Here is a 24,300-nt window from a genome sequence, read left to right on the forward strand (position 1 = left end):
CACCCCACATGCCCCGCACCTCAATCCGACTCACCATCGCACCTCTAACACTTTGCAGCATGTTTCTGCCCGCGGCCTCCATCTCGGCTATCGCTGCCTGCTATGACTGGCCGCTGCGCGAACGGCACGGTGAATACGCTTATGATGGCGATACCATCTATGTGAATATCCCCGGCCTTCCCGGCGAAATTGCCGAAATGTCGGTACGTGTGCGCGGCGTGGACACCCCCGAAATACGCGGCAAATGCGAAAGCGAAAAGTCCCTTGCGGGCAAAGCCCGCGATTTCGCCCGTCAAAGCCTGAAATCGGCCAAACGCGTTGAATTCTGCGAACCGGAATGGGGCCGTTATGGCGGACGCGTCGTCGCATCGGTGCGCATTGACGGCAGGGCACTCGATCAGGAACTGATCAATCAGGGTCTCGCCCGCCCCTATGACGGCAAAACAAAACGCCAACCCTGGTGCCAAGGGTGATCCGGTCCCAAAATCCATAACTTTGCCGTGAAGGCACTGGACATTGCGCCCAATCCGACCATCTTCGGAAGCATGACCAAATCACGCCTCCCGGAGAAACCATGACGAAATACACCAAGAACCCGGACGCAATCAAAGCCCTTGACGCCAACCAGTATCACGTCACGCAAAACAGCGGCACCGAACCACCGTTTCGCAATGAATTCTGGGATCACAAGGAAGACGGGCTTTATGTCGATATCGTCTCGGGCGAGCCGTTATTTACATCCCGCGACAAGTTTGATTCCGGCTGTGGCTGGCCAAGCTTCACCCGACCTGTCGAAACAGATCATGTCGTCGCACGAGAGGACAATACCCACGGCATGCGCCGGATCGAAGTCCGCTCCAAACATGGTGACAGTCATCTGGGCCATGTCTTCCCCGATGGCCCCAAAGAAGCCGGTGGCCTGCGCTATTGCATCAATTCCGCATCGCTGCGTTTTATCCCCGTCCGCGATCTAGAGGCCGAAGGATACGGCGAATACAAACCGCTTTTTGATTAAAACAGCAAAGACCGGCACACGCGCCGGTCTTTCTCTATCAAGGCCTTAAAAATCCCCCGGCGCACATTGCAGGCAGGTCAACCCCATATCGCGCCATTTGTCCACCACGCGCTTGCGGTCATCGACTACCAGCCACGGGTTGAAGCCGTCGGCACGGATTTGTGCCAGAAGGTCTTCTTTGACTTCCTCGTCCGTGCGGTGATCGGCATCTTCCGGGCGCAGATACATGCCATCAAACGGAATGCCATGTGCCCGAAGCCATGCTTCGGACCGGTGCTGCCACCCGGCCGGGCGGCCCGAACAAATCACAATCGCCTGCCCGGATTGGTGCAAAACGCGCAAAAGCCGTTCGATATCGGCAATCGGGGCGGCTTTATCCATTGCATCGAAAAACGCATCCCAATGCTTTTCCACCCCATGCACCAGATGCCCCAATTCATCGGCATCGAAATAGGCCAGCGTGCCATCCATATCGAACACCACCGCATCACGCGGGTTACTGATCGAACCGGATATTATGGTTTCTGGCTGGGTCACGCGGAAATCTCCCTGATCAGATCTTCGGTCAAATTTTCATATTCCCATCCCGTTCCGACCGGGCGGAACAGAATCGGCGTTGCATTTGCAATACGCGGACCTTCGGCATCAAAACCGGTCATATAAAGAATGCAACGCCCGACACCGGAATGGGCAACCACCACGGTCAAACGGTCGCTTACCTCGGCCAGAGCTGTTTGCATGGCAAACGATACCCGCTGACACATCGCATCGAACCCTTCGCCATTGGGCGGGGTATCGAACCGTGATCCAGCCTCGGCAATCGGGCGGCCTTCAAGGTCACCCCAATGGCGTTCGCGCAACCCGTCAAGAATATGCAAATCATAATCGGGCAAAACCAGTTCGGCTGTTTTGCGCGCCCTGTCCTGCGGGCTGACATAAACCGCCTGCCATTTTGCCATCGCCATCAATGGCGCAATCGCACGCGCCTGTTCGCGACCGGCATTGTTCAATGGCGGCTCGCTTGACCCGGCGATGATTTCGGCCTTGTTGGCATCGGTTTCCCCGTGCCGAATAAACACAAACGGCACTTTCGGAAAATCGAACGTCTTTGCAGGATAAATCATGTCTGGTCATTGCCCATTTACAGATAAAACCGATCCGAAAGCTGTAACCGCCCGTCAAAGCCATCGACAAGGCTAAAGTCCTCGGGACGGCCATTAAACAGCGGCACGATCTGCATCGCGTGGCAATCATTGGCCATCGCGACCACATCATCAAACAACGGATGCACGTTCCAGCGCCGGAAATGCGCATGCCCCTTTTCGACCATGCGGCGCGCCTCGGCTGGCATGAAACCGGTAAAGATTACATGCGCATCGCGGCCCAGCCGTCCGTCCTGCCCCCATTTTTCAATCAGTTCGCCCGCCATGCCATATGTTCCGCACGGCGCGTGACACAAAAGCAATCTGGCATCCGGATTGAAATCACGCGCCTTGTCCTTAAGCCCTCGCAGCTTTTTGATCGCATCAAACGATACATAATCCGATCCGCCATCCCCCAGAACCTGTTTGACCCGGCCATAGCACCGCGCATCCATCGACCAATCGGTCATGCCGTGCTTTTCAAACAGCAATGCCATTTCAGCTGCCCGTCCGCTCGGCGGTACGGGAAACAGGATTTGGCCGTCAAGTTTGGACATCTTGGTCAAAAGCCCGTCGATCCGCACCTGTTGTGTCAGGCGCTCCATACCATAGGACGCATCCATCAAAACCGTCGCAGCATCCGGTGGTATATCATAAAGGAAGTAATCAGACTCCTTGCAGAAATCACCGGTGTAAAGAACCCCGCCGCCCAGTTCGAAATGCAGCCACACCCCGCCAAAGGCATGCCCGGTCCGCCCGGTGGTGACGGTCACACCGTCAACCTGGATTTCCCCATAGGGCGGCAGAATGATCACATTCGCCCCTGCAGGCAGGGATCGCGCCGTGACCTCGGTACAGTAAATCGGTAAACCGGCTGCTATCACCTCCGCCGCGGCACCGATATGATCGACATGGTCGTGTGTAATGAAAACGGCGTTAACCTTGTTCAACCATGCCGGATCAAAACCGCTGTCATTTTCCGGGCCGACCCCGCAATCCAGCAACCATCGCCGATTGAAAAATTCCAACCGCAAACAGGCCGGGCCTTTTTCACCAAGGCCCGATAAAACACGCATCCGGGCAGACATCAGGCGGCCTCACCTTCTGATCGGTTAAACACCCAGCCATCGGAAATCACCAATCCGACGGCTTCGCCGATCCGTGCGCGTTTCGTCGCATAAACCGGTAAAACCTGGTCGGCACCGACCCGCACCTGAAGACGGAACCGACCGCCCAGATAAACGCAATCCTCAACCGAACCGCGCAATGTCCCGGCCTCGTCGACCCAGACATCCTCTGGCCGCAAACACAAACCAAGTTCGTTCATATTGCTGGCCGCCTTCTGGCAAATCCGCGCATGGATCGCCGCATCGCCCAATCGCACCGAACACCGTCCGGCACCCCGCATGGATACGTCACCAATCGGCAACACCGCCCCGGCCCCGACAAAGCCCGCGACCATATGATCCGCCGGTTCACGGTAAAGGGTTTCCGGGGCCGCCATCTGACGAATGCAGCCCTTGTCCATCACCGCAATCCGGTCGGCCATGGCCATGGCTTCGGCCTGATCGTGGGTGACGTAAATCATCGTCGCCCCGGTCCGGCGATGGAAATCCAGAAATGCCTGCTGCATGGTTTCGCGCAGATGCACATCAAGGTTTGCAAGCGGTTCATCCAGCAACACCGCGCGCGGCTCCATCACCAGACATCGCGCCAATGCAACCCGCTGGCGCTGCCCACCCGAAAGTTCCGTCGGGCTGCGGTCGGCATAAGGTTCAAGGGCGACAATCGACAATGCCTCGGCAATTTTCGCCTCACGTTCCGCCCGGCCAAGCCCGCGCACCTCCAACGGATAACCGACATTGCGCGCCACCGACATATGCGGCCAAAGCGCATAGGACTGAAACACGATGCCAAGATTGCGTGCCTCTGGATTGATCATCACCCCGTTGACCGGATCGGCAACTGCCTGCCCGCCCAAGGCTATGACGCCCTGATCGGGTTCTTCGAAACCGGCCAGAAGACGCAGCAACGTCGTCTTGCCACAACCCGACGGCCCCAAAAGGGCAACAAATTCGCCATCATGGATATCAAGCGATACCTGATTGACCGCGCGGTAATCGCCAAAAGATTTGGTAATCCGCGAAAGATTTATGTCTGCCATGGTACAACTCCCTTGGGCAAACGACGTGATGCCAGTTGGAAACCGGTCATCAACGCAATAACAACCAGCACGACCAATACCGCCACGGCCGAGGCCAGAACGGTATCGCCACTGTCATCCAGATTGAAAATCAAAACGCCCAGCGTCTCGTTTCCGGCCGACCACAGAAGGGCCGAAACCGTCAATTCGTTAAACGCCGTCAAAAACACCAGCAACGCCCCAGCCGCTGCCGACGGTGCCGCCAATGGCAGCAGAATATCGCGCAACCGGCGACCAAGTCCTGCACCGCACGCCTGTGCCGCCTCTTCCAATGCCGGATCAAGCTGGGAAAAACTGTTCATCACCGGGCGCAGCGCAATCACCAGAAACCGCGCCAGATAGGCAACAAAAATGATCGCAAGCGTGCCATACAAACTGACATCGATTACCGGAATGCGGATGAACAGAAGAATGCAGGCAATCGCCAGAACCACACCGGGCAAGGCATAGGGCACCTCGACCAGAAGATTGACCATATGGGTCAACCGGGTCGGCCGCCTTACAATCACATAGGCCAGCGGCAAACAGATCGCGACCAGCGTCACCGCCGCCCCGACCGACAACATGAAACTGTTATGGAACGCCCGGATGGTCGATGGCTGAACAAACAGGACTTCGTAAAACGCATCAAAACTGTAATTGGCAAGGCTCAGCTTAACACCAAATGCCGGGACCAGTGCGGTCGCAACCAACGCCATCAACGGGATCACCAGAATGGCCATCAAAACCGCCCAAAGCACCGCTTCAACCAATGTCCTGCGTGCGCCCAACCGGATATCAAGTGGCCGCCCCACCATCCCCATCAGACGATAGTCACGCTTGCCTAGTAACCGGTGATGCACCGCCACACCCAAAATCGCAATCATCCCGATCAGCATCGCCAGCACCGATACCTCGCCCAGAACCGACGGGCCAAATCCGGCCAGCTTCTGATAAATCAGGGTCGGTAATGTCGAATAATTGGCGGGTATCCCCAGCATCGCCGGTATCCCGAAATTGCCAAGGGCCGTGACAAACGCCATCGCGGTTCCGGCGATCAGACCGGGACTGGTCAGTGGCAAAATGATCTGCCACCACAAACGACCGCCACGCGCACCCGCCAAACGGGCTGCTTCGATCTGTTCGCGCGGCAGCATGCGCAAATTGGCCCGAAGGGTCAAAAACACGATTGATGCATGCTGAATCCCCAGCAAAAGCGCAATCCCCTCGGCCGAATAAAACGGCTGGGGCGATCCCATCGGGGGTGCCATGCCAAGCGCATTCAAAAGTGCACTGCTCGGCCCGGTCAGTTGCACCCACGCCAACGCCGTGATCTGCGGCGGGATCATCATCGGGATCATGAAACAGAAAACCAGTACCGCCTTGGCGCGGATATCGGTCAGCGCGACCAGAAAGGCAAATGCGCCCCCAATCAAAAGCGAAATGATCGTTCCAAGCCCTGCGGTATAAAGACTGTTGGCAGTTGCCCGCCATGTCGTCGAACTACCCAGAACATCGCGGATGTAATCCGCACTGGGCACACCACCGACAAACACGCCTTCAATCGCAAGGCGCGCAATCGGTAAAATCGAAATCACGAACACCGGCAATAAAAGCCACGGTAACAACCGGTCCGAAGACCGGTTGCCAACCGTTGGGCTTGCAAAGCCGGGCATGAAGCCGCGAAGGCGACTTGCAGCCTGCATTATTCAGCCCCGAAAATGTCCGCGAACTTTTTCTTGTTCGCTTCTGCCTGCTCCAGCGCCACTGCCGGATTGAAATCCATCAGCTTGATGTCGCTGCGTGCCGGGAAACCTTCCGGCAATGCCATGTCGCCGCGCGCCGGGACATAACCCATGTCCAGAACCAGTTCCTGGCCTTTGCTCGACAGAACGAAATCAACAAACTTGTGCGCCGCATCGACGTTTTTGGCGTCTTTCATGATCGCAACCGGCTCGGTCACATAAGTGACACCCTCGGTCGGGAAGACGAAATCAACGGGCGAACCTTCGGCCTTGCCACGGATCGCAAGGAAATCGACAACCACACCATACGGCTTTTCGCCCGATGCAACGGCCTTGAACACGCCGCCATTACCACCCTGTGCGCGCGCTTCGTTCGCAGCCAGTGCCTGATAATAGTCCCAACCCAGTTCCTTGTTTTCCGTCAGGGTCGACAGATGAATAAGGGCCGCACCGGAATAAAGCGGGCTTGGCATCACGACCTGATTTTTCATCGCCGGATCGGCAAGATCGGCCCAGCTTTTCGGGGCTTTCTCGACACCAGTATTATAAACAATTCCGGTCGTAATCAGCTTGGTCGAATAGTAATAACCATCCGCATCATAAAGGGCGGCTTCATAGGCCGATGCTTCGGGCGATTTATACGCCTGCAACAGGCCTTCGCCCTTCATGCCTTCCAGTGTCACGGTATCCGCAATCAGCAAAACATCCGGGCGCGGATCACCTGCTGCAATCTCGGCACGCAGCTTTGCCATCAGCTTGGTGGTGCCATCACGCACCCATTCGACTTCAACATCCGGATAGGCAGCCTTGAAGGCATCGACGGTGGTCTGGGCATCCTGATTTGGCTGGCTGGTATAAAGAACCAGTTTCTCGGCGGCCTGACCAACAACTGGCAGCATCATCGCAGCCGAAGCCACGGCAGCAAGAAGAACGTTACGCATCATCCACATCCCTTGATTGCGTGGGGCGTACCTTTGCGGCCACCCCGAAGGTTTCGTTCGAAAACAATCCGACGGGGACGCTATATGGATTTCGATTTCAGTTGTGTGACAAAGCAAAGAATTAAATGTTTCAACAAGCGTACCGGGCTTTTCAGACACAACCAAGCCTGTCTATACTCCGTGACATCGCGAAACACATACTTTCGAACGAAAGAATATCAAAGGAAACCAATGTCCGATCCCGTGCCACTTGACCGCCGCCGCGACCGGATTGTCGCCCTTGTCAAATCCTGCGGCTTCATGGCAGTCGAAGAACTGGCACGCCGCTTTAACGTCTCGGTCCAGACAATCCGGACCGATCTGCGCGATTTACAGGAACAGGGGCGCATCTTCCGCCGTCATGGCCTTGCCGGTCCGGCACCCGATCCGGATAACTCGGCCTATGAAAAACGCGAAGTCTGGAATCGCAGTGGCAAACGCGCCCTTGCCGCCAAACTCGCCGATATCATCCCCGAAGGCTGCACCATCGCGATTGGCACCGGCACCACCGCCGAACTCGCTGCTCAAAGCCTGGCCTCGCACCGCAATCTGACGGTGCTGACCAACAATATCCATGTGGTACTGACATTACAGAACGCGCCCAGTGTCACGTTACGCCTTGCGGGCGGGACCATCCGCACCCGCGATCTTGATATCATCGGGGCTGACAGTGCGGAATTCTTTGGCACCTACCGCGCCGATTTCGGGATTGTCAGTGTCGGGGGGATGTCGGAAACCGGGGACCTGATGGATTTCAACATGGACGAAGTCCGCGCACGTCGCGCCCTTGTCGCCTGCTGCGATCACGCGATCCTATTGGTCGATGAAAAAAAGGTCGGCAGAAAGGCCCTGTGCCGCGATGGTCATGCATCGGATTTCAAAACCGTAATGCTTAACACCGCACCGGGCGATATTTTGCAACAGCAACTGGTTCGGGGCCGATCACAGGTGATCGTCGCGAACTAGGATTACGCTGCGCCCTTGCACCCGGTCGCCGACAGTGTCGGTTCTTCGCAGATATTCAAATCACGGCAAACATGCAGGGTATGGTTGGGTGCCACCGCGATCCAGCTATCGCTTTCGGCATCCAGCGGTTCGGACACGACAATCACATGATCCCCACGCTTGCGCCAGTAAAGCGATGGCGGCTTGTCATCGCTGGCATGGCGGATGGCACAAACGCTTTCGCCATTTGACAGACAGGCGGTGAAACGGAAGGGCGCAGTTGCGCCTCTTTCGTTCATTTCACGTTCGACAACTTCGATGGTTTTGCGGATCGCGCGATGCGGATCGGTGCGCAAACCAAATGTCAGCATCAGACAGAAAATAAGCTCGCTATCGGTCGTGCCATGGCGGGTGGCGTAAAATTCATCATCGATCATCGCTTCCAGCACGCGCCGCACCAACGGATAATCCCCGATCTGGCCGTTATGCATGAACAGGTAATTGTCATGCGCAAACGGATGGCAGTTGGTGCGGCTGGTTTCGGTCCCCGTCGATGCCCGGACATGGGCGAAAAACATGCCTGATCGGATATGATGGGCAAGCGACCGCAGGTTTGGATCATTCCAAGCCGGAAGGATTTCACGATAAAGACCGGGCGTCTTGCGCTCGTCATACCAGCCGATACCAAAACCATCGCCATTGGTCGGCGTTTTGGCCTGTTCGGCATGCAGGCTTTGTTCAACAAGGGAATGGCGCGGCTCGAACACCAGTTTTTCAAGATAAACCGGATCTCCGATATAGCTCAGCCAGCGGCACATATGACTTCCCTTGATTGACGTTACGGCATGAAGCGGCGCGACGCGTTATCTATGCCGGGGAACTACATAACGGTCAATGTGATATTTATGGTTTTGGTCGATCTTCCGGCGGCCTTGCGCAATCTGTCCGATACAGTTGGGGATGGATAATAAAAAGAAGAATAAAGCACTTGCCAACCGGGGGGATTATCCGTATTTTCCGCGCCACAAAATGAATCGTGCTGATGTAGCTCAGCTGGTAGAGCGGCGCATTCGTAATGCGTAGGTCGTAGGTTCAAATCCTATCATCAGCACCACTATAACCCCGTCGGGCGAACAGCCCTGCGGGGTTTTTTGTTGCCTTTCCCCGGACGCGATTTGACGTTTTTTGTCACAACCTCCGGTGCTCCCCGTCCTTTTGACATGTGAACCGTCGCAATCCTTGTGAAATCCGGTTCGGCGCAGGCGTGCACCCTCCGCAGCGTTTCGCAAGTGCAACCAGGGGATTGTCAGCATGACCGACAAAGACCAACAGCCCAACAGCACCGAAAATGGCGGAAGCAATCCCGCCGCCACCAACGGCCCCAAAAGCCCGGCCGTCGATAACTGGCCGTGGGCCCATGTGCTGGGTTTCGACACGGCAAAGGAATGGGGTCTTGACGCCGTCATTCCCCGCCCGTCATCGGCCTCCCCGATCCCCGATCCGTCCAGTGGCGCGACCGGCGGCAACAATCCGGGGCCGCTCGATGGGCTATCGGGCCATACACCACTGCAAGGCCAGAATCTGATCGAATATGCCATGCAGAAAATTGAACAAGCCCTTGGCCAGCCGATGCAGGCGGTCCCGCCACTGTCATCTTACAGCTACGACGAATACGGCAACCTGACCACAACGGCGAGCACGACCGTACCGGCCCCGGCCCCGCAAAACGCGGCACCGGAAACATCATCTACCGGCTCCCCCCCTACCGCTGCCGACACCCCCGACAGCGGAGACGACCGGGACGACGATCTCACCGACGAAGAAGTCCCCCCCCGCTTTCAGGATCACGACGACACCGTAACCACGCCAAGCCGCCCGACATCCGGCATGTCCAGCCCCACAGGCCCGCAATCCTATCGCGTTGACCTGATCCGTGATGACGGCCGTGTGACACGGCTCGAAGGCAGCGTGACGTATGGCGATCTTTATCGCCCGCTTCTGCCCGAGCTATCTGGCAATGCCCAAAATGCCCAGACGCCGGACTGGTCGATCACACTTGATCAATTGCCCAACCCCGGCCCTACCGGCAGCGACACGGATGCCATTGTCACCGCACGGCTTGATGCCGCCGAAACCCCGGCTGATATCCGGCAATGGGCGCTATCGGTAGGGCCACAAGACATCAACACCGCCCGGCTGGCACTTGATATCCCGGCAACCCTGCCGTCTCTGACACGGGCCAGCATCATCGGTGGATTACCATCTAGCGAATGGCACATGGCCGCGGCAACACTGGCAGCGGGCGGCGTCAGTACGGACAACTCCGGCACTTCGATCCCGGACGCTGCCGAACCCGTTGCTCCGGCAAGCCTTGGCATGGATCAGCAACTCGGTACGATTGACAGCACGCAGGATCCGTTCATCGCCACCCTGCGCATCACATCGGCCATCACCAGCATCCCGACCTCGATCCCGGTTCAACTGCAATATACAGGTGCTTTGCCCAGCCCGATCTTGCAGGGTGACGTCCCCCTCACGACCGAAACCAGCCTGTCGCTTCGCATGCAGGTCATCGCCCCCAACGACGGTAAATCGGGCGCAACCCTTGTCGCGCTGATCCTGCGCGGGGCTGCGTCGGGCTTTTCGGTCACCGCACAACTGCGCGGCGATCACAAAATCTCGACCCCGACCGCGATGCTCGGCTGCATCGATCCGGGCCAGGATACCGAATGCCGCGCCGAAAGCATGATCGCCAATGCAACATCCAGCCTGCAAACCAGCCTGATCAGCATCACCGATACCCCGGACGATGACGGGCTTGCCGCCTATGGGTTTGTGCTGCCCGCACCGTCCGGTAACGACAACACCACCGACGCAACCCAGACCGACAAACCGGACAAAGGCACAAATATCGCCAAATCAGCCCCGGCGAAGCCAGCATCGGTAAAAGGCAAGGCCGCCATCACTGACAACACCAACAGCCCCCCCGATGCTGACAGCAGTAACGGCGATACCGGCACTACCGCCACCAACAGTCCCGGAAAACCCGACAAGGGAGCCTCCTGATGACAAGCGGCCCGAACTTTCCCGGCGTCGAAACGGCAAGCAGTAAAAAGGATGCGGTAAAAAAGGCCTTCAATCAGGAATATCAGGCCACCATGAAAGCCATGGCGAATGCCGCGGACCGTGCGCGTGCGCAAGTTTTGAACCAGAAACTCGCCGCGGGAAGCCACGCACAATCAAGCCAAAGCACAAAAGCCGTCGCAACCGCCCCGAATGCACCGGGCACCAACAACGCGCCATCAACCCCGATCGAGCCGGGCGCAATGGTCATGATCGAAATCGCCAATGAATTGCGCCGCATCATCGTCGCGGAAATTGACATGCGCATGAACCATCTGGCGGGACAGGTCGAACAGGCAATCGCACAGTCAATTCCGCCTGTGGCATCAAATGCACCTTCCGATGCAAAACCTGCGGCCGCCCAGCCTGCCGGAAGCGAAACCGGCACTGCCCCACAAACGTCTCAACCAAATATTCCCGCCACGCCGCAAAGCAACGCGCAAAACCCAAGCGCCGCAGCGCCTCCCCAACCTACACCTTCTCCGGAAACCGCCCCTTCGGAAAACACCCGGCTCACAGCACCACAAACTGCCAATGCCGGTTCCGAAAATCCACCAAACGCCGCCCCACCGGCGGATGGATGATTCGGCTTTTGCCAAAGGTTGCAAGTCCGACCTGCAACTCGATCCCGCAGGACGTGGGTCACGACCTAGGCGAGAAATCTGAAAAACATCTTTTAAAACAGAAGGTTAAAGGGTGTCATTCGCGACTTTCCCAGCCAAGAATTGCGCAACCTTAAATAGTATTTTTCTTTTTCTTCACAATTAAGACTGCGCGCCGTCATAATAGTCGCGAGAGACCTAAACAGCCTTTGGTTGTAATCTTTCTGAGGAGGGGTCCGAAGTGCAGTACGAAAAGAATACCGAACAGGGACAGACAGAACTATCGGAAAACGAAATCACGTTTGCCCAATCCCTAGACGATGCCTTGGAAAAGGCATTGGGGACAGGCGACAATGTCACATCAATCTGGTCGCACCTCAAAGATGAACAGCGCGCCAGACTGGCTGCGGACTACCTTGCTGCATTGAATACCGATTCTCGTAAAAGTAGTAATTTTGAAAGCAATTCGTCAGCCTCACCCACCACGCCAGAGGCACCGCCAGAAGCACAGCAAGGAACAGCAGCAGCCTACACAGCCCCCCCGCAAACCGGGCCAGAAACCTCTGCCGTGCCGCGTGGTTATCCGGCGAATTTCAATCCATTGGCCGGATTTCCGGGACTGGAACCATCGTCAAACGGCCCAAGCCCAACCGATATCATCGCCGGTAGTCTTGGCAATCCTGGCAGTCTTGCCGGGCTGGCCGGGTTGCAGGGAATGTCGGGAATGCCCGGCTCGCGAGGATCGGGCAACACCGGCAATCAGATCGACCAGATGCAGCGATCCCTGCAGGATGCGATGTCGCTGCTGGGCAATCTCGGTTTCGAACAACCGGCTCCTTGCCAGCCCCTTGGCACCCCGCCAACACACGCCCCCCATCCACGAGCATGGCAATCCGATCCCCTCGATGATTCCGACCTTCCCGGTATGGAACCGGCCGCGCCAAATTTCTGGCCGCTCTGGATGGATCAACAGGACAGCCTTCTCAAGCAATGCCTGAAACTGATGTCTGGCAATATGGATGACGCGCAGGATGCACTGTCCGAAGCCATGCTAAAGGCATCGGTAAAGTTCGAGGATTCAATGGACGAAATCCGTAATCACCGCGCCTGGCTGTCACGGATCGTGCACAATGCCTGCATTGATCTGCATCGGCAAAACCGCCGAAAGGCGGAATACAAGGAAGAAAACCACGGCACCGCGGATGCCGCCCTGCCGCCGATTTCCGGTCGCAACGAACCCAGCCCTGAGGAATCCTTCCTTGCGACCGAAATGTTCGACCATCTTGAACGCGCCTTACGCGCCCTTCCTGAAAAACTGCGCAAACCGCTTCTGATGCGATGTGTCGAAGACCGCAGCTACGATGATATCGCGGTCAATCTCGGACTAAGCAATTGTGCCGTGCGTAAACGCGTTCAGCTTGCCCGCGACCATCTGCGTGGCGCAGGCATCCAGTAACCGCACGTGAAACCTGTTTAACGGGCAGAATGACAAATGCCATTCTGCCCGTTTCAACGCCGGGCTTGGAAAAGATCCGGCCCGCAAAAGACTTACAGAAATCCCCTTGCTGGCAAAAAAAATCATCCGTCCTGTCACAACCCCGAATTGCCAGCGTCGATAGGGTGAATTCGGGACGGAGAAACCCCGTCAGGATTTCCACCGCAAGCAGCATACGAAGGAGTTTTGAAATGGCGATTCCGACCCCGGTAAACGGTCAAATCACCGATGCCGTCACCCAGGCAAACGTCAAGGTGCTCGGTGATGCCCCGGCCATGGCTATGGGCTCGATCTTCCAGTCACTGGCCCATTCCACGGGCATTCTCTATGAAAATGCCGTCAGCGCCCAGCAGCAGCTTGGCATTTCTTCTCAGGCGGCAACCAACCAGGGTGTCATCCAGATCTATTCGATCGACACCATGGCCGATGCCGTCGCGACCTCGAAAATTGCCCAGAGCGACGTCCCCGACAACATGCTTTCGCTTCTGACCACCCTTCAGGCCGTCAAAAGCTAAGCCCCGTCCTCCAAGACCTCCCCGATTGGGCGGCCCGTTTTCCGACCGGCCGCCCAATATCGTTTCCCGGCAATTCCGCCCGCAGTTTTTGACGGTTTGACGTCACAAAGGCATATCCTCACCGTCAAATGACTGATCGCCGCGCACCACGCGGAACGGGCCGGTTTCCGGCATATTTATCCAGGCAACCAGGAGACAGATTATGGCTGATAATACCCCGGTCAATGGCATGATTACCGATGCAGTGACCCAGGCCAATGTCAAAGTACTGGGCGATGCACCGGCCATGGCCATGGGCTCGCTGTTTCAGTCGCTGGCACATTCCCACGGCATTCTTTACGAAAACGCCGTCAGCAACCAGCAGCAGGTCGGCATCTCGTCGCAGGCTGCAACCAACCAGGGCGTCATTCAGGTCTATTCCGTCGACACCATGGCAGGTGCCGTGGCAACGCAGAAAATCGCAACCAGCGACGTTCCGGACAACATGCTTGCATTGCTGTCCGCCCTGAAGGCAACCACCGGCACCGCAGTGTCGTAAACCTTCATTGGTTTCGCCGCCCGAACCGGCCCGGCATGCAAAAGCTTGCCGGGCTTTTTTTGTGTCACAAATTCCGATCCTCACCGTCATTGCGATGTAGTTCACGCGCCAGCCAAGGAGACCGCGATGGCACCGGCAAATACCGACCCGTCCGACAACAATTCCGACGCAACCTCCGTCGCAGACGCGGTGGAAAATTTGCAGGATCAGGTATCCCATCAGATCAGTGACGCTGTCAGTCTGGTAAATGTTGGCACCCTTGGTGTCGGCCCGGCCTATGCCACCCTGCAATCCATGCTGGCCCAGTCACAGGCACAGGGTGTTTTGATGGCCAACATGGTTTCCGGTCAGCGGCAACTATCCATGACCGGTATGGCCACCCTGACCAAAAGCATCGAACAGATGATGTCGCGTCCTAACCGATAAGGATCAAAACGATGAGCAACCCGCGCGAAGTCGACGAACAGATCACCGATGGCGTGACACAGACCAATACCACCGTCATCGGCTCCGCACCCGCCATGGGAACCATGCAGACTTACCTGTCGCAGGCCCAGGCACAGGGCGTGCTGTTTGCAAACATGGTCAATGAACAGCAACAGCTTGCCGTCGCCAGTCTGGCGACCACCATGGAATGCGCCCGCAATACGCTGGCGATCGGGGACAAAGGCCCAAAGTCCTAAGGGGGGATAATAATGGGACAGCAAAGCGCCCCCCCGACCTCAAGAGCGCACCGCCTCCCGCCCCCAAAATACCGGAAGACCCGAACAGCAATATCGAACTGACCGACGACGAACTTAAACGCCAGCAGGACGAATACGAAAGACAGAGACAGGCCGGACAATAACGGCACTTTAACCGGCTCCGTCGGTTCTGACCCGACCTGCGGACAAACCTTCAAGACAAAGGCATGACGTCATGAGCGATATCGTCAATCCGCAAATCACCGATGCCGTGACTCAGACCAACGTAAAGGTGCTGGGCGAAAGCCCGGCACAGGCGGTATCGATCGCCCTGCAATCGCATTCCCATTCAACAGGCCTGGCCATGGAAAACGCCACCCTGACGCAGGGAAACATGCAACAGGTCGCCAATACCGCAACCTCAAAACTGGTGGCCATGATCACAGCCCAGGCGGGTTGATAAAAAGGTCATCATTCAGGATTTTTGTCACAAAGATCAATCATCTGCGTCAAAACGGGTACGGTCATCGTGACCGCCAAATCGGAGGAAGAAATGGCTATTCCAACCCCAGTGAACGGTCAGATCACAGATGCGGTGACCCAGACATCGGTCAGCGTTCTCGGCTCGGCCCCGGCGAATGCCATGGGCATGATCTATCAAAGTGCCGCGCATTCGACATCCATCCTGTTCCAGAACGCTATCCAGGCCCAGCAACAGGCCTCGATGTGCTCGCAGGCCGCGACCAATATGGGTGTGATGCAGCTTTACTCGGTCAATACAATGGCCGGCGCGCAGGCAACAACCAAGCTGTCGCGATCCGACAACAGCAACACACTTCTGACCCTTTTGGTCATTTTGGCAGCAACTCGCCGGTAGGCAGCATTCGGATGTCACGCGCCGTGCGTGTTATCCGGAAATTTCAGTGAGGGCGTGACATGGCAGACAACACCCCGGTAAATTCCCAGATTACGGACGCGGTCACGCAGACCAACGTCAAGGTTCTGGGCGAGGCTCCGGCACAGGCAATGGGGCTCGTGTATCAGACGATGGCACATTCCATCAGTCTATCGATGCAGAACGCCATGCAAACCCAGGGCGGACTGCAACAGATCGGCAATGCCGTAACCTCCAGTGCGTGCAAAATGATTCTCGACAGCTCCGGTGGCGGCATGGGTGGCGGCGGCAAATCCTGACGCCGCCAACATGATTTCCCACGCCTTAAACGTCCGGCAACTTTGCGCCAAGCTCCTGAAACCGACCCGTTAACGCGATGAGGCCCGTCATGGCTGACGAAAACGAAAATCCCCCAAAGGACACCCCGCCCGCTGGTGGAAATCCCGCCGATGAACAGGGTGCCGCCGATCCCGAAAAAGCCGGAGACAAAACCTCCCCTGCGGCCGATGCCCAAGGTGGTGCTGGTGGCGGCAAAGCTGCCGGCGGCGACACTCCGCCCGCGAATGGTGGCGCTGCTGGCGGAGGAGGAGGAGGAGGCGCAAACAACACACCGCTCAGCACCGCCCTTAACCCGCAAATCGTTCAGGCCGTCGGCACCACCAATCACGCCGTACTGAACGGGGCCGGTCCCGGTGCCAACGGGATCGCCTATCAGAAGGTCGCGCAGGCCGCCGCCTACGCCGTACAGGACAGCACCGATTACATGCGAAACATCATGTCGATGGCGTCTGCCACAACCGGTGTCGCGCTGCAAAAGATGCTGGTGGAAAAAACAACCGATCCCTATGCCGATATCATCAAGGCGGCAACACAGGCCGTCACCGATGCCCAGCAAACATTTACCAATGTCGGCACGGCATCAAGCGGTGTGGTCAAGGATTTCGACAGTATGGCCTGATGGCCTGATGATCGCCAGGCGGGATCACCCCGCCTGCATCAACTGGATACGCTCGCACGCTTCGGTAAAGTCCGGCGCAAACAGTTTCAGGCTCAGACCCGTGCCATGAAGCTCGAAGGCACCCATTTCTTCCGTCGGACAGGAAATGAACTTCGCCACCTGATGACTGACCAGAACCCGTTTGCCAAGCTGCTTGGTCAACTGTTCGATCCGGGCGGCTTCGTTGGCCGCCTGCCCGATCACGGTAAAATCGACCCGGTCAGGCACGCCGACATTGCCGTAAATCACATCACCAACATGCATGCCAAGCCCGTAATCAAAGGCCGGCAATCCGGTTTCTTCGCGCTGGCGGTTAAGCTGATCGATATTAAGCTGCGCCTCGGCTGCGGCGTAAACCGCGGCCGTACAGGCCTGTTCCAGATCCTGCTCATCCTCGCGGATCGGGAAAATCGCCAATGTCGCATCCCCGATATAGCGCAAGACCTGCCCGCCATGCTTCAGGACCGCACCGGCCGTCGCGGCAAAGAAATCATTCATTTCACCCAGAAAAGCATCATCCCCGACACTGGCGGCAACCGATGTCGAATTGCGCATATCGGAAAACCAGATCACTGCCCGCGTCTTGGTACTGTCGCCAAGCTTGATCTGCCCGTCGCGCACCCGATGCCCGGCATCCGACCCCAGATAGGTTTCAAGGATCGTCTTGGTTTCTTCGTGCATGATGCGCATTTTGCACGACACGGCAAAACGGCGCTGGATCGATGACAGGATTGCCAGATCCTCGTCGGTAAAGCCGCTGGGCCGACGCGTCATATAGGTCATGAAGATACGGTTCGTACCCAACGTGCTGTCGCGGTCCGTGGTAAAGGGCGTCATCAGCGCCAGATAATCCGTGCCGCCGGATTTGCGGAAAGTCTGCAAAACATTGAAATCAAGGATCGCCCCCGGCCCGATCAGATGGCGACGCATGAAGGTGACATCGTTATCGGACATCCACTTCATCGGGCTATCAAGCCAGTCGGGGTTCTTTTCGCGCACATCAAGATGCAGCGACCGTTCAACCCGGCCCTCATCCTTGGACCAGATATAGGAAACGCCTTCATAAAGCGGATGCAGGGTCTTGAAACCAACCATGACGCGTTCGATCGGAATGCCCGCGGCAACAAGCCGCGACACCATGCCTTCAACAATCGCATCAATATCGGTATCGTCGAGTGCGCGCTCCATCAGCCAGTCATTGACCGCCCGCACAAAGCCACCGCCAGACAGGGCACTGTTCGTACCCGGCAGCGACGTGACATTGTTGTTGGACTTCGTGTTTTCCGGCATGATGGGCTCCGTCCGATTCTTAAGCGACTATGACATGAATATGACATCGCATAAATGGGACAGGCTTGTGATTTCGCAATCGCAAAATCACAAAAACTGCACTGACCAATATTATTCCTGACAAATTTCGGTCAATCCAGCGAAACCTTTTGCCCAAGCCCCGGATCACTGCGCAATCGGCGGCAGGTAAATCCGCGCCAGAAGCCCGCCAGACGGCGCATCTTCCAGATAAATCTCGCCGCCATGCGCCCGGATCGCGGTGCGGGCAATCGCCAGACCAAGGCCAATTCCACCCGTTTCACGATTGCGCGAGGATTCAAGCCGGAAGAACGGCTCGAACACCTGATCGCGCTGATCGGGTGGAATTCCCGGCCCGTCATCACTGACTTCGATCCACATGCCACCATCATCGGCGGGCTTCAACAATACGTCGACATGATCGCCAAATGTCAGGGCATTTGACATCAGATTGCCCATCGCCCGCTTGATCGAAAGCGGACGGCATGGATAAACCCGTGGTTCGCCATCACCCACGAACCGGATCGGTCGCCCGGTTTCGGCAAGGTCTTCGACCGCGGCCTCGATCAGGGCGGCAATATCGATCTTGCGGGTCGCCTCGTTCGCGGTTTCTTCGCGCGCAAAGGTCATGGCCGCTTCGACCATCTGTTCCATTTCATTCAATGTCTCGATGATCCGAGACCGGTTTTCCGCATCCTCGACAAATTCTGCCCGCAGCCGAAGAGACGTGATCGGAGTGCGCAAATCGTGCGAAATCGCGGCCAGCATCCGGGTGCGATCCTCGACAAAACGTTTCAGCCTTGCGGTCATGCGGTTGAACGCCTTTGCTGCTCGGCGGATTTCAAGCGGGCCATCTTCGGGCACCGGTTCGGGATAATCACCACGCCCCACCCGGTCGGCGGCCTGTGCCAGAACCGCCCAGGACCGTGTCATGCGACGCGCCAGGAAAAACGCGATGATCCCGATCAGGACCGCCGAAATAACAATACGCAGGATATTTTGCAAAACCGCACGCGGCGGCGGTGCAACACCATTGATCCGCGCTTCAAGCCAGACAACAGGCTGTACACTTTCAGCCGCCGCCGATCCGGCAGCGTTTACCGTCGCCCCCACCGGGAAGATCGGCACACTGATCTGCATTAATGGTGCGGCAACACAGTCAAGGTGATCAAAGAAACGCGGCCCGTGATGTCCGTCGCGAACAAAGTCATCCTTGCGCCATTTCTTGTCGCGATCATCATCATCGTCATCGTCACCATGCTTTTCGTGTTTCTTTTTCTCGCGCTCCTCAACCGCCTCACAATCATCCTCCGACAGGATATGCACTCGCGCGGGCACCGCGGGACCGTCAAGCGCCTGATTAAGCCGCTCGCTCAGTGTGTAACTGATATCAGACATCGGCAGGCTGCTATCGGGCTTGTCCGCCAGACGCATGATGCTTTGCGGCGACTGGCCGACCTTCAGGACATCACGCCAGTTTTCCGATGGGGTTGCCGCCAGAATGCGCGAAATGGCCGCAACGCGCGCCAATGCACCGCCACGCCGCTCGCTTAACAACGCATCGCGCCGTTCTTCGGCCAAAAGCAATCCTAACACCACATGGGTCAGAACCACGGCACCGAGGATCAGCAACACCAGCTGACCGACAAGGGTTTCTGGCCACAAACGGGAAATGAAACCGCGCCGTTTCATTTTTTCACCACGTCGCAGGTAAACATATATCCCCCGCCCCAAACGGTTTTGATCAGGGTCGGGTTCTTCGGGTCGGGCTCGATCTTTTTGCGCAGGCGGCTAACCTGATTATCAATACTGCGATCAAACGGAATGGCTTCGCGCCCCTTGGTCAGGTCAAGCAACTGGTCGCGGTTCAGCACCATATTGTGGTGATCGACAAAGGCGCATAACAGGGCAAATTCACCAGCACTCAGCGGCACGACAACATCGTTTTCGTCACGCAATTCATGACGCGTGCGATCCAGTATCCAGCGATCAAAGGCAATTTCACCCCCGGTCTTCTGGCCGCGCCGCCCGCTTGGCAAACTTTGCGCCCGACGAAGCACCGCCTTGATACGGGCCAGCAACTCACGCGGATTGAAAGGCTTTGCCAGATAATCATCTGCCCCCATTTCAAGGCCGATGATCCGGTCGGTTTCCTCGCCAAGCGCGGTCAGCATCACAACCGGCACATCATAATTCTCGCGCAGCCACCGGCAAAGACTCAACCCGTCTTCGCCAGGCATCATCAGATCGAGCACGATCAGATCGGGCAGAACATTCTCACCCATCAGCTTGCGCAATTCGCGCCCGTCAGACGCCAGCGTCACGCGGTATTCATGCTGGCGCAGATACCGCCCCAGCAGATCACGAATATCGCGGTGGTCATCAACGACGAGAATATGGGCCGGATCACTCATCAAGCTGTGCCTGTCTTTCCAAAGATTATCTGATCCCAGCTTATCGCGCCCGGTGGCCCATCAAAAACAGCAATTTGTATCAGATTGTCGCAAAAGCCGGTTTTGGTAGACATTGCGACCATTTCCCCGGTTTACCGGGATCATTTCGCGACAAATCAGCTTCATAAAAGGCCTCAGCCAAACAAAAGTCCCCCAACGAAAAGAGGCCCACATGACCCGTAACAGCAAACTTAAAATCGCATCCCTCCTGATCGCGACCAGCATTGTCGCAACCCCCATCGCCACCGCGCTTGCATCGGGCGGCGATCATCGACCCTGGCAGATGAGCGATGATGACCGTGGCGATGGCCCGAAATTCCGCGATCATGACCGCGACCACCACAAAGGCATGTATGGCAAACATGGCATGCGCCGCAGCACTCCGCTGACGATCGAGGAAGCCAAAATTCTGGTCGATGCAATGCTTCTGCGTCGCGGCACTACGGAGCTTAAAACCGGCGATGTCAAATCGGTCGATGACGGCGAGGAAATCGAAGTCACCCTGCTGAATGCCAACGGCGATGTTGTCGATACCGTGAGTTTCGATGCCAAATCGGGCCGCCCGGATCGCGACGAAATGCGTGATATGCACCGCATGATGCCCAAACCGGACGCGGAGGACCGCTTTGACCGTCGCTTTACCACTGAACAGATGACCCTTCTGGCAAATGCCATGGTGATCCGGTTTGGTGGCGGTGAACTGACGCTCGGCGAAATCAAGGAAACGCCGCGCGGCACCTATATCGCGACCATCACCAACAAGGCCGGCGACATCGTTCGCGAAATGGAGCTTAGCCGCGTGACCGGTCGCCCGGTCAGCTAACCGGCTTTGTCCGAACACGCACTTCCCTTCTACCCAACTCCCATTGTCCGGGTCCTTCCCCCACCCAACCGATAGCCCGGACAACACTGGCGCCCCTCTCCCCGGGGGCGCCACTTTTTATATTTGCATGACTTTTGGTTTGACGCGCCTTCGATCCCTGATCATTCTGCGTTTTTAGGAACCAAGAAGCTGCATCATGACTGCCACCCACCTTTCCCCCGCCCCACGTACCGCCCTTGAAACCGACATTCCCGCAATCACCAAACTCTGGCAGGAAACCGGGCTTTACCGCCCGTACAATCCGCCGGAATGGGATGTGCGATTTGCGCTCTCGGATCGCAATTCGACCCTGATGGTATGGGAAGATATCAACGGTGTTATCATTGCCACCGTGATGGTCGGCCATGACGGGCATCGCGGCTGGATTTATTATCTGTCGGTTGCACCAAGCCATCAGAAAACCGGGCTTGGCAAAAAGCTGGTTGCCATCGGCGAAGACTGGCTGCGTGAACACGGCGTCTGGCGCATGCAACTAATGGTGCGGTCGGAAAACAGCGCGATGCAGGATTTCTACCGCCATCTTGGCTATCGGGCCCTTGATGTCACGGTCATGCAAAAAGATATAGATATCCCGCCCGCTGACCGCTGAGAAAAAGAAAACAGCTGTTAAGGTGCAACCGGATGCCCGTGCGGCGTTCGTTCCGGACTGTTGCTGTTGTCATCCCGGTCATCGCGCGTAATTGCCAGTGACGCCCGCGCAATGCGGCGTGCGCGTTCATATAAGCGGTTGATACGCTCGACCAGCGCAACTTCTGTGCGGTAACGGCGGATATCCGCATCTCTTGGCCCGATCTCGTCGCTGATCCGGCGCAGGGTGACGTCCATTTTTTCGATGAACTCTGCCTTACGAGCCAACACACGATTGGCGGCCTCAACATCGTCACTGGCAAAGGCCGTTAGTGCCTGCTTGAGGCATTCTTCAGAAAAAGTGAATAATTCGGACATTTTTTCACGGCTATCTAATAATGGCAGATTGCGTTCGGCTAACAATCTGCCAACCAGCTCGGTCATTTCCTCGCTGATAATATCGCCGATGGCCTCCAGATGATTGCTGATCGCAAGCTTGTTCAAAAGCCGGTTCTGATCCGATGGCAGCAACTCCGAATGGCGCAGTTTTCCAGCAAACCGCGCAATCGCATCCTGAAGGCTGTCAACCCCGTCATCAAGCTCGGCAATCTTTTCAAGTTTCTCAAGTGTCGGGTTTTGCATGGTTTCGCGCCCACGCCTTACAACATCGCACACGATATCGCCCATATGCATGACTTCTTTGCGCAAAAGCATCAGAGCGGCAGACGGGGTATTGGCAATTTCATTGACCAGAAATTTTGGTGCCGGGTCAAGCGGCGGTTCGAACACATCACGCACCGGCACACATTTTTCGATCAGACGCGCAATCCACGGCACGAAACCGATCATGATCGCGACATTGGCGATGTTGAAAATGCTGTGCGCATTGGCGATTTCACGCGCGATGTCGACCTGACCACCCTCCTCGCCCAGCGACACGGCATGGACGAAACCGGCCAGTTGCGGGATAAACGGCAGCCAGATCAGCACCCCGACAACGTTAAAGAACACATGACCAAGGGCGGTGCGCATCGCATCGCGATTCTTGCCAATCGTCACCAGAAGGGCCGTGATACAGGTGCCGATATTCGCCCCGAAGATCAGGGCAATCCCCCCTTCGAGCGGCACAAGCCCCTGCCCTGCAAGGGCAATCACAATGCCGGTCGTTGCCGAACTTGATTGCACAAGGGCGGTAAAGGCCGCGGCAATCGCAATCGACAAAAACGGGTTTGTCATCTGCGCCATCAGATTGATGAAGGGGTCATAGGTGCGAAGCGGTTCCATCGCCTCGCTCATCATGCCCATACCGAAAAACAACAGCCCAAGCCCCAGCAGGGCACGCCCGCCAAGTGACCAGCTTCGATCACGCCAAAACGCCATGACGCCAAAGCCGACCGCAATCATCAACGGCGCGACGGCATCAATCCGGAAGGCGATAATCTGCGCCGTCAGGGTCGTTCCGATATTGGCCCCCATGATCACAGCAATGGATTGGGCGAAGCTCATCAATCCGGCAGAAACAAAGCCGACCACAAGAACAGTTGTCACACTCGACGATTGCACCAGCCCGGTGATCGCCACCCCGGAAAGGACGGCCATAAAACGGTTGCGGGTCATTTTGGCAAGGATCACACGCAACCTTGCCCCGGCCAGCGTTTTAAGCGCCGTTGCAAGATGATCCATGCCATACAGGAAAAGGGCAAGGCCGCCCAAAAGGCCAATCGCCATCCAGCCCAACTGCAAATCCGGCACCGAAGGATCATTGGTTGCCGCAAGGATGCCGCGCATCGGCAGGACAGTCAAAACAGCCGTCAGGGCAGATAAAAAGGCGGATAAGCGAAGGGATGACATCGGCATGGAACCTGCCATAAACTATTGATATGCCATCATAGCACACAGAAATCCCGCGTATAGATCAGACTGGATTCCCGCCATAATGCCTGCCCCGAACCCGCACGGAAAAATGCGCAATATCGGCCCGACATCGTCGCGCGAACTGGCCGAGATCGGCATTGAAAACCGATCCGACCTGATCAAGGAAGGGTTGGAGGAAACGGCAAGACGGCTATTGTTCCGGTTTGGCGGGGAAAAACAGATCAGCGTGAATTATCTTTATGCACTTGAAGGTGCCATTCACGACCATGACTGGCGCGATATTACCCCATCGCGCAAACAGGAACTCCGCGATTTGCTGGTGCGGTTACGCAGCGAAATCGCGGCGCATTAAGGCCA

28 protein-coding genes and 1 tRNA gene are annotated in these 24,300 nt (G+C 56.9%); 18 read left to right on the forward strand and 11 right to left on the reverse strand.

The window, feature by feature from the left end; translation table 11 throughout:
• Positions 1–8 precede the first annotated feature (8 nt).
• Entirely contained in the window at positions 9–473 is a 465-nt protein-coding gene (locus tag IT971_RS13215) for a thermonuclease family protein (protein WP_082822714.1), read from the forward strand.
• Between the two features lie 101 nt (positions 474–574).
• A complete protein-coding gene (gene msrB / locus IT971_RS13220; RefSeq protein ID WP_007090400.1) occupies positions 575–1,015 on the forward strand; it encodes a peptide-methionine (R)-S-oxide reductase MsrB in 441 nt (146 codons plus the stop codon).
• Positions 1,016–1,060: 45 nt separating this feature from the next.
• Here msrB and IT971_RS13225 read toward each other — a convergent pair whose 3' ends face one another.
• From IT971_RS13225 to IT971_RS13250, 6 genes are read right to left on the reverse strand one after another with little or no spacing between them, the layout of a single operon-like run.
• On the reverse strand, positions 1,061–1,552 hold the full coding sequence (locus IT971_RS13225; protein WP_082822713.1) for an HAD family acid phosphatase: 492 nt from the start codon (positions 1,550–1,552) through the stop codon (positions 1,061–1,063).
• A complete protein-coding gene (locus IT971_RS13230) occupies positions 1,549–2,139 on the reverse strand; it encodes a histidine phosphatase family protein (RefSeq protein ID WP_063095584.1) in 591 nt (196 codons plus the stop codon). Before IT971_RS13230 ends, IT971_RS13225 begins: the two co-directional genes overlap by 4 nt.
• Before the next feature lie 17 nt (positions 2,140–2,156).
• Positions 2,157–3,245, reverse strand: a complete 1,089-nt coding sequence (locus IT971_RS13235) for an MBL fold metallo-hydrolase (RefSeq protein WP_063095583.1) — start codon at positions 3,243–3,245, stop codon at positions 2,157–2,159.
• The gene (locus tag IT971_RS13240; protein ID WP_063095582.1) at positions 3,245–4,321 is read right to left on the reverse strand and encodes an ABC transporter ATP-binding protein; all 1,077 of its coding nucleotides are present in this window, start codon (positions 4,319–4,321) and stop codon (positions 3,245–3,247) included. Before IT971_RS13240 ends, IT971_RS13235 begins: the two co-directional genes overlap by 1 nt.
• A complete protein-coding gene (locus IT971_RS13245) occupies positions 4,309–6,045 on the reverse strand; it encodes an iron ABC transporter permease (RefSeq protein WP_063095580.1) in 1,737 nt (578 codons plus the stop codon). Before IT971_RS13245 ends, IT971_RS13240 begins: the two co-directional genes overlap by 13 nt.
• Complete coding sequence (locus tag IT971_RS13250; protein WP_037990943.1) at positions 6,045–7,028, reverse strand: ABC transporter substrate-binding protein; 984 nt, start codon at positions 7,026–7,028, stop codon at positions 6,045–6,047. Before IT971_RS13250 ends, IT971_RS13245 begins: the two co-directional genes overlap by 1 nt.
• Before the next feature lie 228 nt (positions 7,029–7,256).
• Between IT971_RS13250 and IT971_RS13255 the strand changes: the two genes are divergently transcribed.
• Positions 7,257–8,030 (forward strand): DeoR/GlpR family DNA-binding transcription regulator, encoded by a 774-nt coding sequence (locus IT971_RS13255; RefSeq protein WP_063095578.1) that lies wholly within the window; start codon positions 7,257–7,259, stop codon positions 8,028–8,030.
• Between the two features lie 2 nt (positions 8,031–8,032).
• Here the strand turns inward: IT971_RS13255 and IT971_RS13260 are convergent, their stop codons facing one another.
• Positions 8,033–8,827 carry a class II glutamine amidotransferase gene (locus IT971_RS13260; protein WP_007090408.1) on the reverse strand — a complete coding sequence of 265 codons (795 nt, stop codon included), beginning with the start codon at positions 8,825–8,827 and terminating at the stop codon, positions 8,033–8,035.
• A 220-nt stretch (positions 8,828–9,047) separates the two neighbouring features.
• On the opposite strand from IT971_RS13260, the gene IT971_RS13265 reads away from it, so the two are divergent.
• The 12 genes from IT971_RS13265 to IT971_RS13320 all read left to right on the forward strand — a co-directional run bounded on the left by IT971_RS13265 (position 9,048) and on the right by IT971_RS13320 (position 16,818).
• A tRNA-Thr gene (locus IT971_RS13265) sits at positions 9,048–9,123 on the forward strand.
• 197 nt (positions 9,124–9,320) lie between these two features.
• Entirely contained in the window at positions 9,321–11,075 is a 1,755-nt protein-coding gene (locus IT971_RS13270; protein WP_063095576.1) for a hypothetical protein, read from the forward strand.
• Positions 11,075–11,716: a hypothetical protein gene (locus tag IT971_RS13275; protein ID WP_063095575.1), complete on the forward strand. Its 642-nt coding sequence runs from the start codon at positions 11,075–11,077 to the stop codon at positions 11,714–11,716. Before IT971_RS13270 ends, IT971_RS13275 begins: the two co-directional genes overlap by 1 nt.
• Before the next feature lie 259 nt (positions 11,717–11,975).
• Positions 11,976–13,190, forward strand: a complete 1,215-nt coding sequence (locus IT971_RS13280) for an RNA polymerase sigma factor (protein WP_063095573.1) — start codon at positions 11,976–11,978, stop codon at positions 13,188–13,190.
• Between the two features lie 230 nt (positions 13,191–13,420).
• Positions 13,421–13,744, forward strand: a complete 324-nt coding sequence (locus IT971_RS13285; RefSeq protein WP_007090412.1) for a RebB family R body protein — start codon at positions 13,421–13,423, stop codon at positions 13,742–13,744.
• A gap of 202 nt (positions 13,745–13,946) precedes the next feature.
• Positions 13,947–14,282 (forward strand): RebB family R body protein, encoded by a 336-nt coding sequence (locus IT971_RS13290; protein WP_007090413.1) that lies wholly within the window; start codon positions 13,947–13,949, stop codon positions 14,280–14,282.
• Between the two features lie 126 nt (positions 14,283–14,408).
• Complete coding sequence (locus tag IT971_RS13295; protein WP_037990913.1) at positions 14,409–14,708, forward strand: RebB family R body protein; 300 nt, start codon at positions 14,409–14,411, stop codon at positions 14,706–14,708.
• Between the two features lie 11 nt (positions 14,709–14,719).
• Positions 14,720–14,965 (forward strand): RebB family R body protein, encoded by a 246-nt coding sequence (locus IT971_RS13300; RefSeq protein WP_007090415.1) that lies wholly within the window; start codon positions 14,720–14,722, stop codon positions 14,963–14,965.
• A gap of 235 nt (positions 14,966–15,200) precedes the next feature.
• Complete coding sequence (locus IT971_RS13305) at positions 15,201–15,425, forward strand: RebB family R body protein (RefSeq protein WP_007090416.1); 225 nt, start codon at positions 15,201–15,203, stop codon at positions 15,423–15,425.
• 93 nt (positions 15,426–15,518) lie between these two features.
• The gene (locus IT971_RS13310) at positions 15,519–15,842 is read left to right on the forward strand and encodes a RebB family R body protein (protein WP_037990938.1); all 324 of its coding nucleotides are present in this window, start codon (positions 15,519–15,521) and stop codon (positions 15,840–15,842) included.
• 59 nt (positions 15,843–15,901) lie between these two features.
• Positions 15,902–16,159, forward strand: coding sequence for a RebB family R body protein (locus IT971_RS13315; protein WP_007090418.1), 258 nt, complete (start codon positions 15,902–15,904; stop codon positions 16,157–16,159).
• 89 nt (positions 16,160–16,248) lie between these two features.
• Positions 16,249–16,818 (forward strand): hypothetical protein, encoded by a 570-nt coding sequence (locus IT971_RS13320; protein WP_063095571.1) that lies wholly within the window; start codon positions 16,249–16,251, stop codon positions 16,816–16,818.
• 24 nt (positions 16,819–16,842) lie between these two features.
• Here the strand turns inward: IT971_RS13320 and IT971_RS13325 are convergent, their stop codons facing one another.
• The 3 genes from IT971_RS13325 to IT971_RS13335 form a co-directional block, all read right to left on the reverse strand.
• Positions 16,843–18,147: an adenylate/guanylate cyclase domain-containing protein gene (locus IT971_RS13325; RefSeq protein WP_007090420.1), complete on the reverse strand. Its 1,305-nt coding sequence runs from the start codon at positions 18,145–18,147 to the stop codon at positions 16,843–16,845.
• 165 nt (positions 18,148–18,312) lie between these two features.
• Complete coding sequence (locus IT971_RS13330) at positions 18,313–19,857, reverse strand: ATP-binding protein (RefSeq protein ID WP_063095570.1); 1,545 nt, start codon at positions 19,855–19,857, stop codon at positions 18,313–18,315.
• Entirely contained in the window at positions 19,854–20,579 is a 726-nt protein-coding gene (locus IT971_RS13335) for a response regulator (protein ID WP_063095568.1), read from the reverse strand. The genes IT971_RS13330 and IT971_RS13335 overlap by 4 nt, the downstream gene beginning before the upstream one ends.
• A 211-nt stretch (positions 20,580–20,790) precedes the next feature.
• Here IT971_RS13335 and IT971_RS13340 point away from each other — a divergent pair, with 211 nt between their 5' ends.
• Positions 20,791–21,441, forward strand: a complete 651-nt coding sequence (locus IT971_RS13340; protein WP_063095566.1) for a hypothetical protein — start codon at positions 20,791–20,793, stop codon at positions 21,439–21,441.
• Positions 21,442–21,637: 196 nt separating this feature from the next.
• Positions 21,638–22,090 carry a GNAT family acetyltransferase gene (locus tag IT971_RS13345; protein WP_063095564.1) on the forward strand — a complete coding sequence of 151 codons (453 nt, stop codon included), beginning with the start codon at positions 21,638–21,640 and terminating at the stop codon, positions 22,088–22,090.
• A gap of 17 nt (positions 22,091–22,107) precedes the next feature.
• On the opposite strand, the gene IT971_RS13350 is transcribed toward IT971_RS13345, so the two are convergent.
• Complete coding sequence (locus IT971_RS13350) at positions 22,108–23,919, reverse strand: Na/Pi cotransporter family protein (protein WP_223305153.1); 1,812 nt, start codon at positions 23,917–23,919, stop codon at positions 22,108–22,110.
• 85 nt (positions 23,920–24,004) lie between these two features.
• Here IT971_RS13350 and IT971_RS13355 point away from each other — a divergent pair, with 85 nt between their 5' ends.
• Positions 24,005–24,295, forward strand: a complete 291-nt coding sequence (locus IT971_RS13355; protein WP_007090426.1) for a TfoX/Sxy family DNA transformation protein — start codon at positions 24,005–24,007, stop codon at positions 24,293–24,295.
• Positions 24,296–24,300: the final 5 nt, after the last annotated feature.

The sequence above is a fragment of the Thalassospira sp. B30-1 genome (assembly GCF_015767575.1).
Taxonomy (GTDB): domain Bacteria; phylum Pseudomonadota; class Alphaproteobacteria; order Rhodospirillales; family Thalassospiraceae; genus Thalassospira; species Thalassospira xiamenensis.

What these genes read in the sequence shown, in the direction of transcription:
- IT971_RS13215 (WP_082822714.1), top strand. Translation starts at nt 9, where the DNA reads ATGCCCCGCACCTCAATCCGACTCACCATCGCACCTCTAACACTTTGC.
- msrB (WP_007090400.1), top strand. Translation starts at nt 575, where the DNA reads ATGACGAAATACACCAAGAACCCGGACGCAATCAAAGCCCTTGACGCC.
- IT971_RS13230 (WP_063095584.1), bottom strand. Translation starts at nt 2,139, where the DNA reads ATGATTTATCCTGCAAAGACGTTCGATTTTCCGAAAGTGCCGTTTGTG.
- IT971_RS13235 (WP_063095583.1), bottom strand. Translation starts at nt 3,245, where the DNA reads ATGTCTGCCCGGATGCGTGTTTTATCGGGCCTTGGTGAAAAAGGCCCG.
- IT971_RS13240 (WP_063095582.1), bottom strand. Translation starts at nt 4,321, where the DNA reads ATGGCAGACATAAATCTTTCGCGGATTACCAAATCTTTTGGCGATTAC.
- IT971_RS13245 (WP_063095580.1), bottom strand. Translation starts at nt 6,045, where the DNA reads ATGCAGGCTGCAAGTCGCCTTCGCGGCTTCATGCCCGGCTTTGCAAGC.
- IT971_RS13250 (WP_037990943.1), bottom strand. Translation starts at nt 7,028, where the DNA reads ATGATGCGTAACGTTCTTCTTGCTGCCGTGGCTTCGGCTGCGATGATG.
- IT971_RS13255 (WP_063095578.1), top strand. Translation starts at nt 7,257, where the DNA reads ATGTCCGATCCCGTGCCACTTGACCGCCGCCGCGACCGGATTGTCGCC.
- IT971_RS13260 (WP_007090408.1), bottom strand. Translation starts at nt 8,827, where the DNA reads ATGTGCCGCTGGCTGAGCTATATCGGAGATCCGGTTTATCTTGAAAAA.
- IT971_RS13270 (WP_063095576.1), top strand. Translation starts at nt 9,321, where the DNA reads ATGACCGACAAAGACCAACAGCCCAACAGCACCGAAAATGGCGGAAGC.
- IT971_RS13275 (WP_063095575.1), top strand. Translation starts at nt 11,075, where the DNA reads ATGACAAGCGGCCCGAACTTTCCCGGCGTCGAAACGGCAAGCAGTAAA.
- IT971_RS13285 (WP_007090412.1), top strand. Translation starts at nt 13,421, where the DNA reads ATGGCGATTCCGACCCCGGTAAACGGTCAAATCACCGATGCCGTCACC.
- IT971_RS13290 (WP_007090413.1), top strand. Translation starts at nt 13,947, where the DNA reads ATGGCTGATAATACCCCGGTCAATGGCATGATTACCGATGCAGTGACC.
- IT971_RS13295 (WP_037990913.1), top strand. Translation starts at nt 14,409, where the DNA reads ATGGCACCGGCAAATACCGACCCGTCCGACAACAATTCCGACGCAACC.
- IT971_RS13300 (WP_007090415.1), top strand. Translation starts at nt 14,720, where the DNA reads ATGAGCAACCCGCGCGAAGTCGACGAACAGATCACCGATGGCGTGACA.
- IT971_RS13305 (WP_007090416.1), top strand. Translation starts at nt 15,201, where the DNA reads ATGAGCGATATCGTCAATCCGCAAATCACCGATGCCGTGACTCAGACC.
- IT971_RS13310 (WP_037990938.1), top strand. Translation starts at nt 15,519, where the DNA reads ATGGCTATTCCAACCCCAGTGAACGGTCAGATCACAGATGCGGTGACC.
- IT971_RS13315 (WP_007090418.1), top strand. Translation starts at nt 15,902, where the DNA reads ATGGCAGACAACACCCCGGTAAATTCCCAGATTACGGACGCGGTCACG.
- IT971_RS13320 (WP_063095571.1), top strand. Translation starts at nt 16,249, where the DNA reads ATGGCTGACGAAAACGAAAATCCCCCAAAGGACACCCCGCCCGCTGGT.
- IT971_RS13325 (WP_007090420.1), bottom strand. Translation starts at nt 18,147, where the DNA reads ATGCCGGAAAACACGAAGTCCAACAACAATGTCACGTCGCTGCCGGGT.
- IT971_RS13330 (WP_063095570.1), bottom strand. Translation starts at nt 19,857, where the DNA reads ATGAAACGGCGCGGTTTCATTTCCCGTTTGTGGCCAGAAACCCTTGTC.
- IT971_RS13335 (WP_063095568.1), bottom strand. Translation starts at nt 20,579, where the DNA reads ATGAGTGATCCGGCCCATATTCTCGTCGTTGATGACCACCGCGATATT.
- IT971_RS13340 (WP_063095566.1), top strand. Translation starts at nt 20,791, where the DNA reads ATGACCCGTAACAGCAAACTTAAAATCGCATCCCTCCTGATCGCGACC.
- IT971_RS13345 (WP_063095564.1), top strand. Translation starts at nt 21,638, where the DNA reads ATGACTGCCACCCACCTTTCCCCCGCCCCACGTACCGCCCTTGAAACC.
- IT971_RS13350 (WP_223305153.1), bottom strand. Translation starts at nt 23,919, where the DNA reads ATGTCATCCCTTCGCTTATCCGCCTTTTTATCTGCCCTGACGGCTGTT.
- IT971_RS13355 (WP_007090426.1), top strand. Translation starts at nt 24,005, where the DNA reads ATGCCTGCCCCGAACCCGCACGGAAAAATGCGCAATATCGGCCCGACA.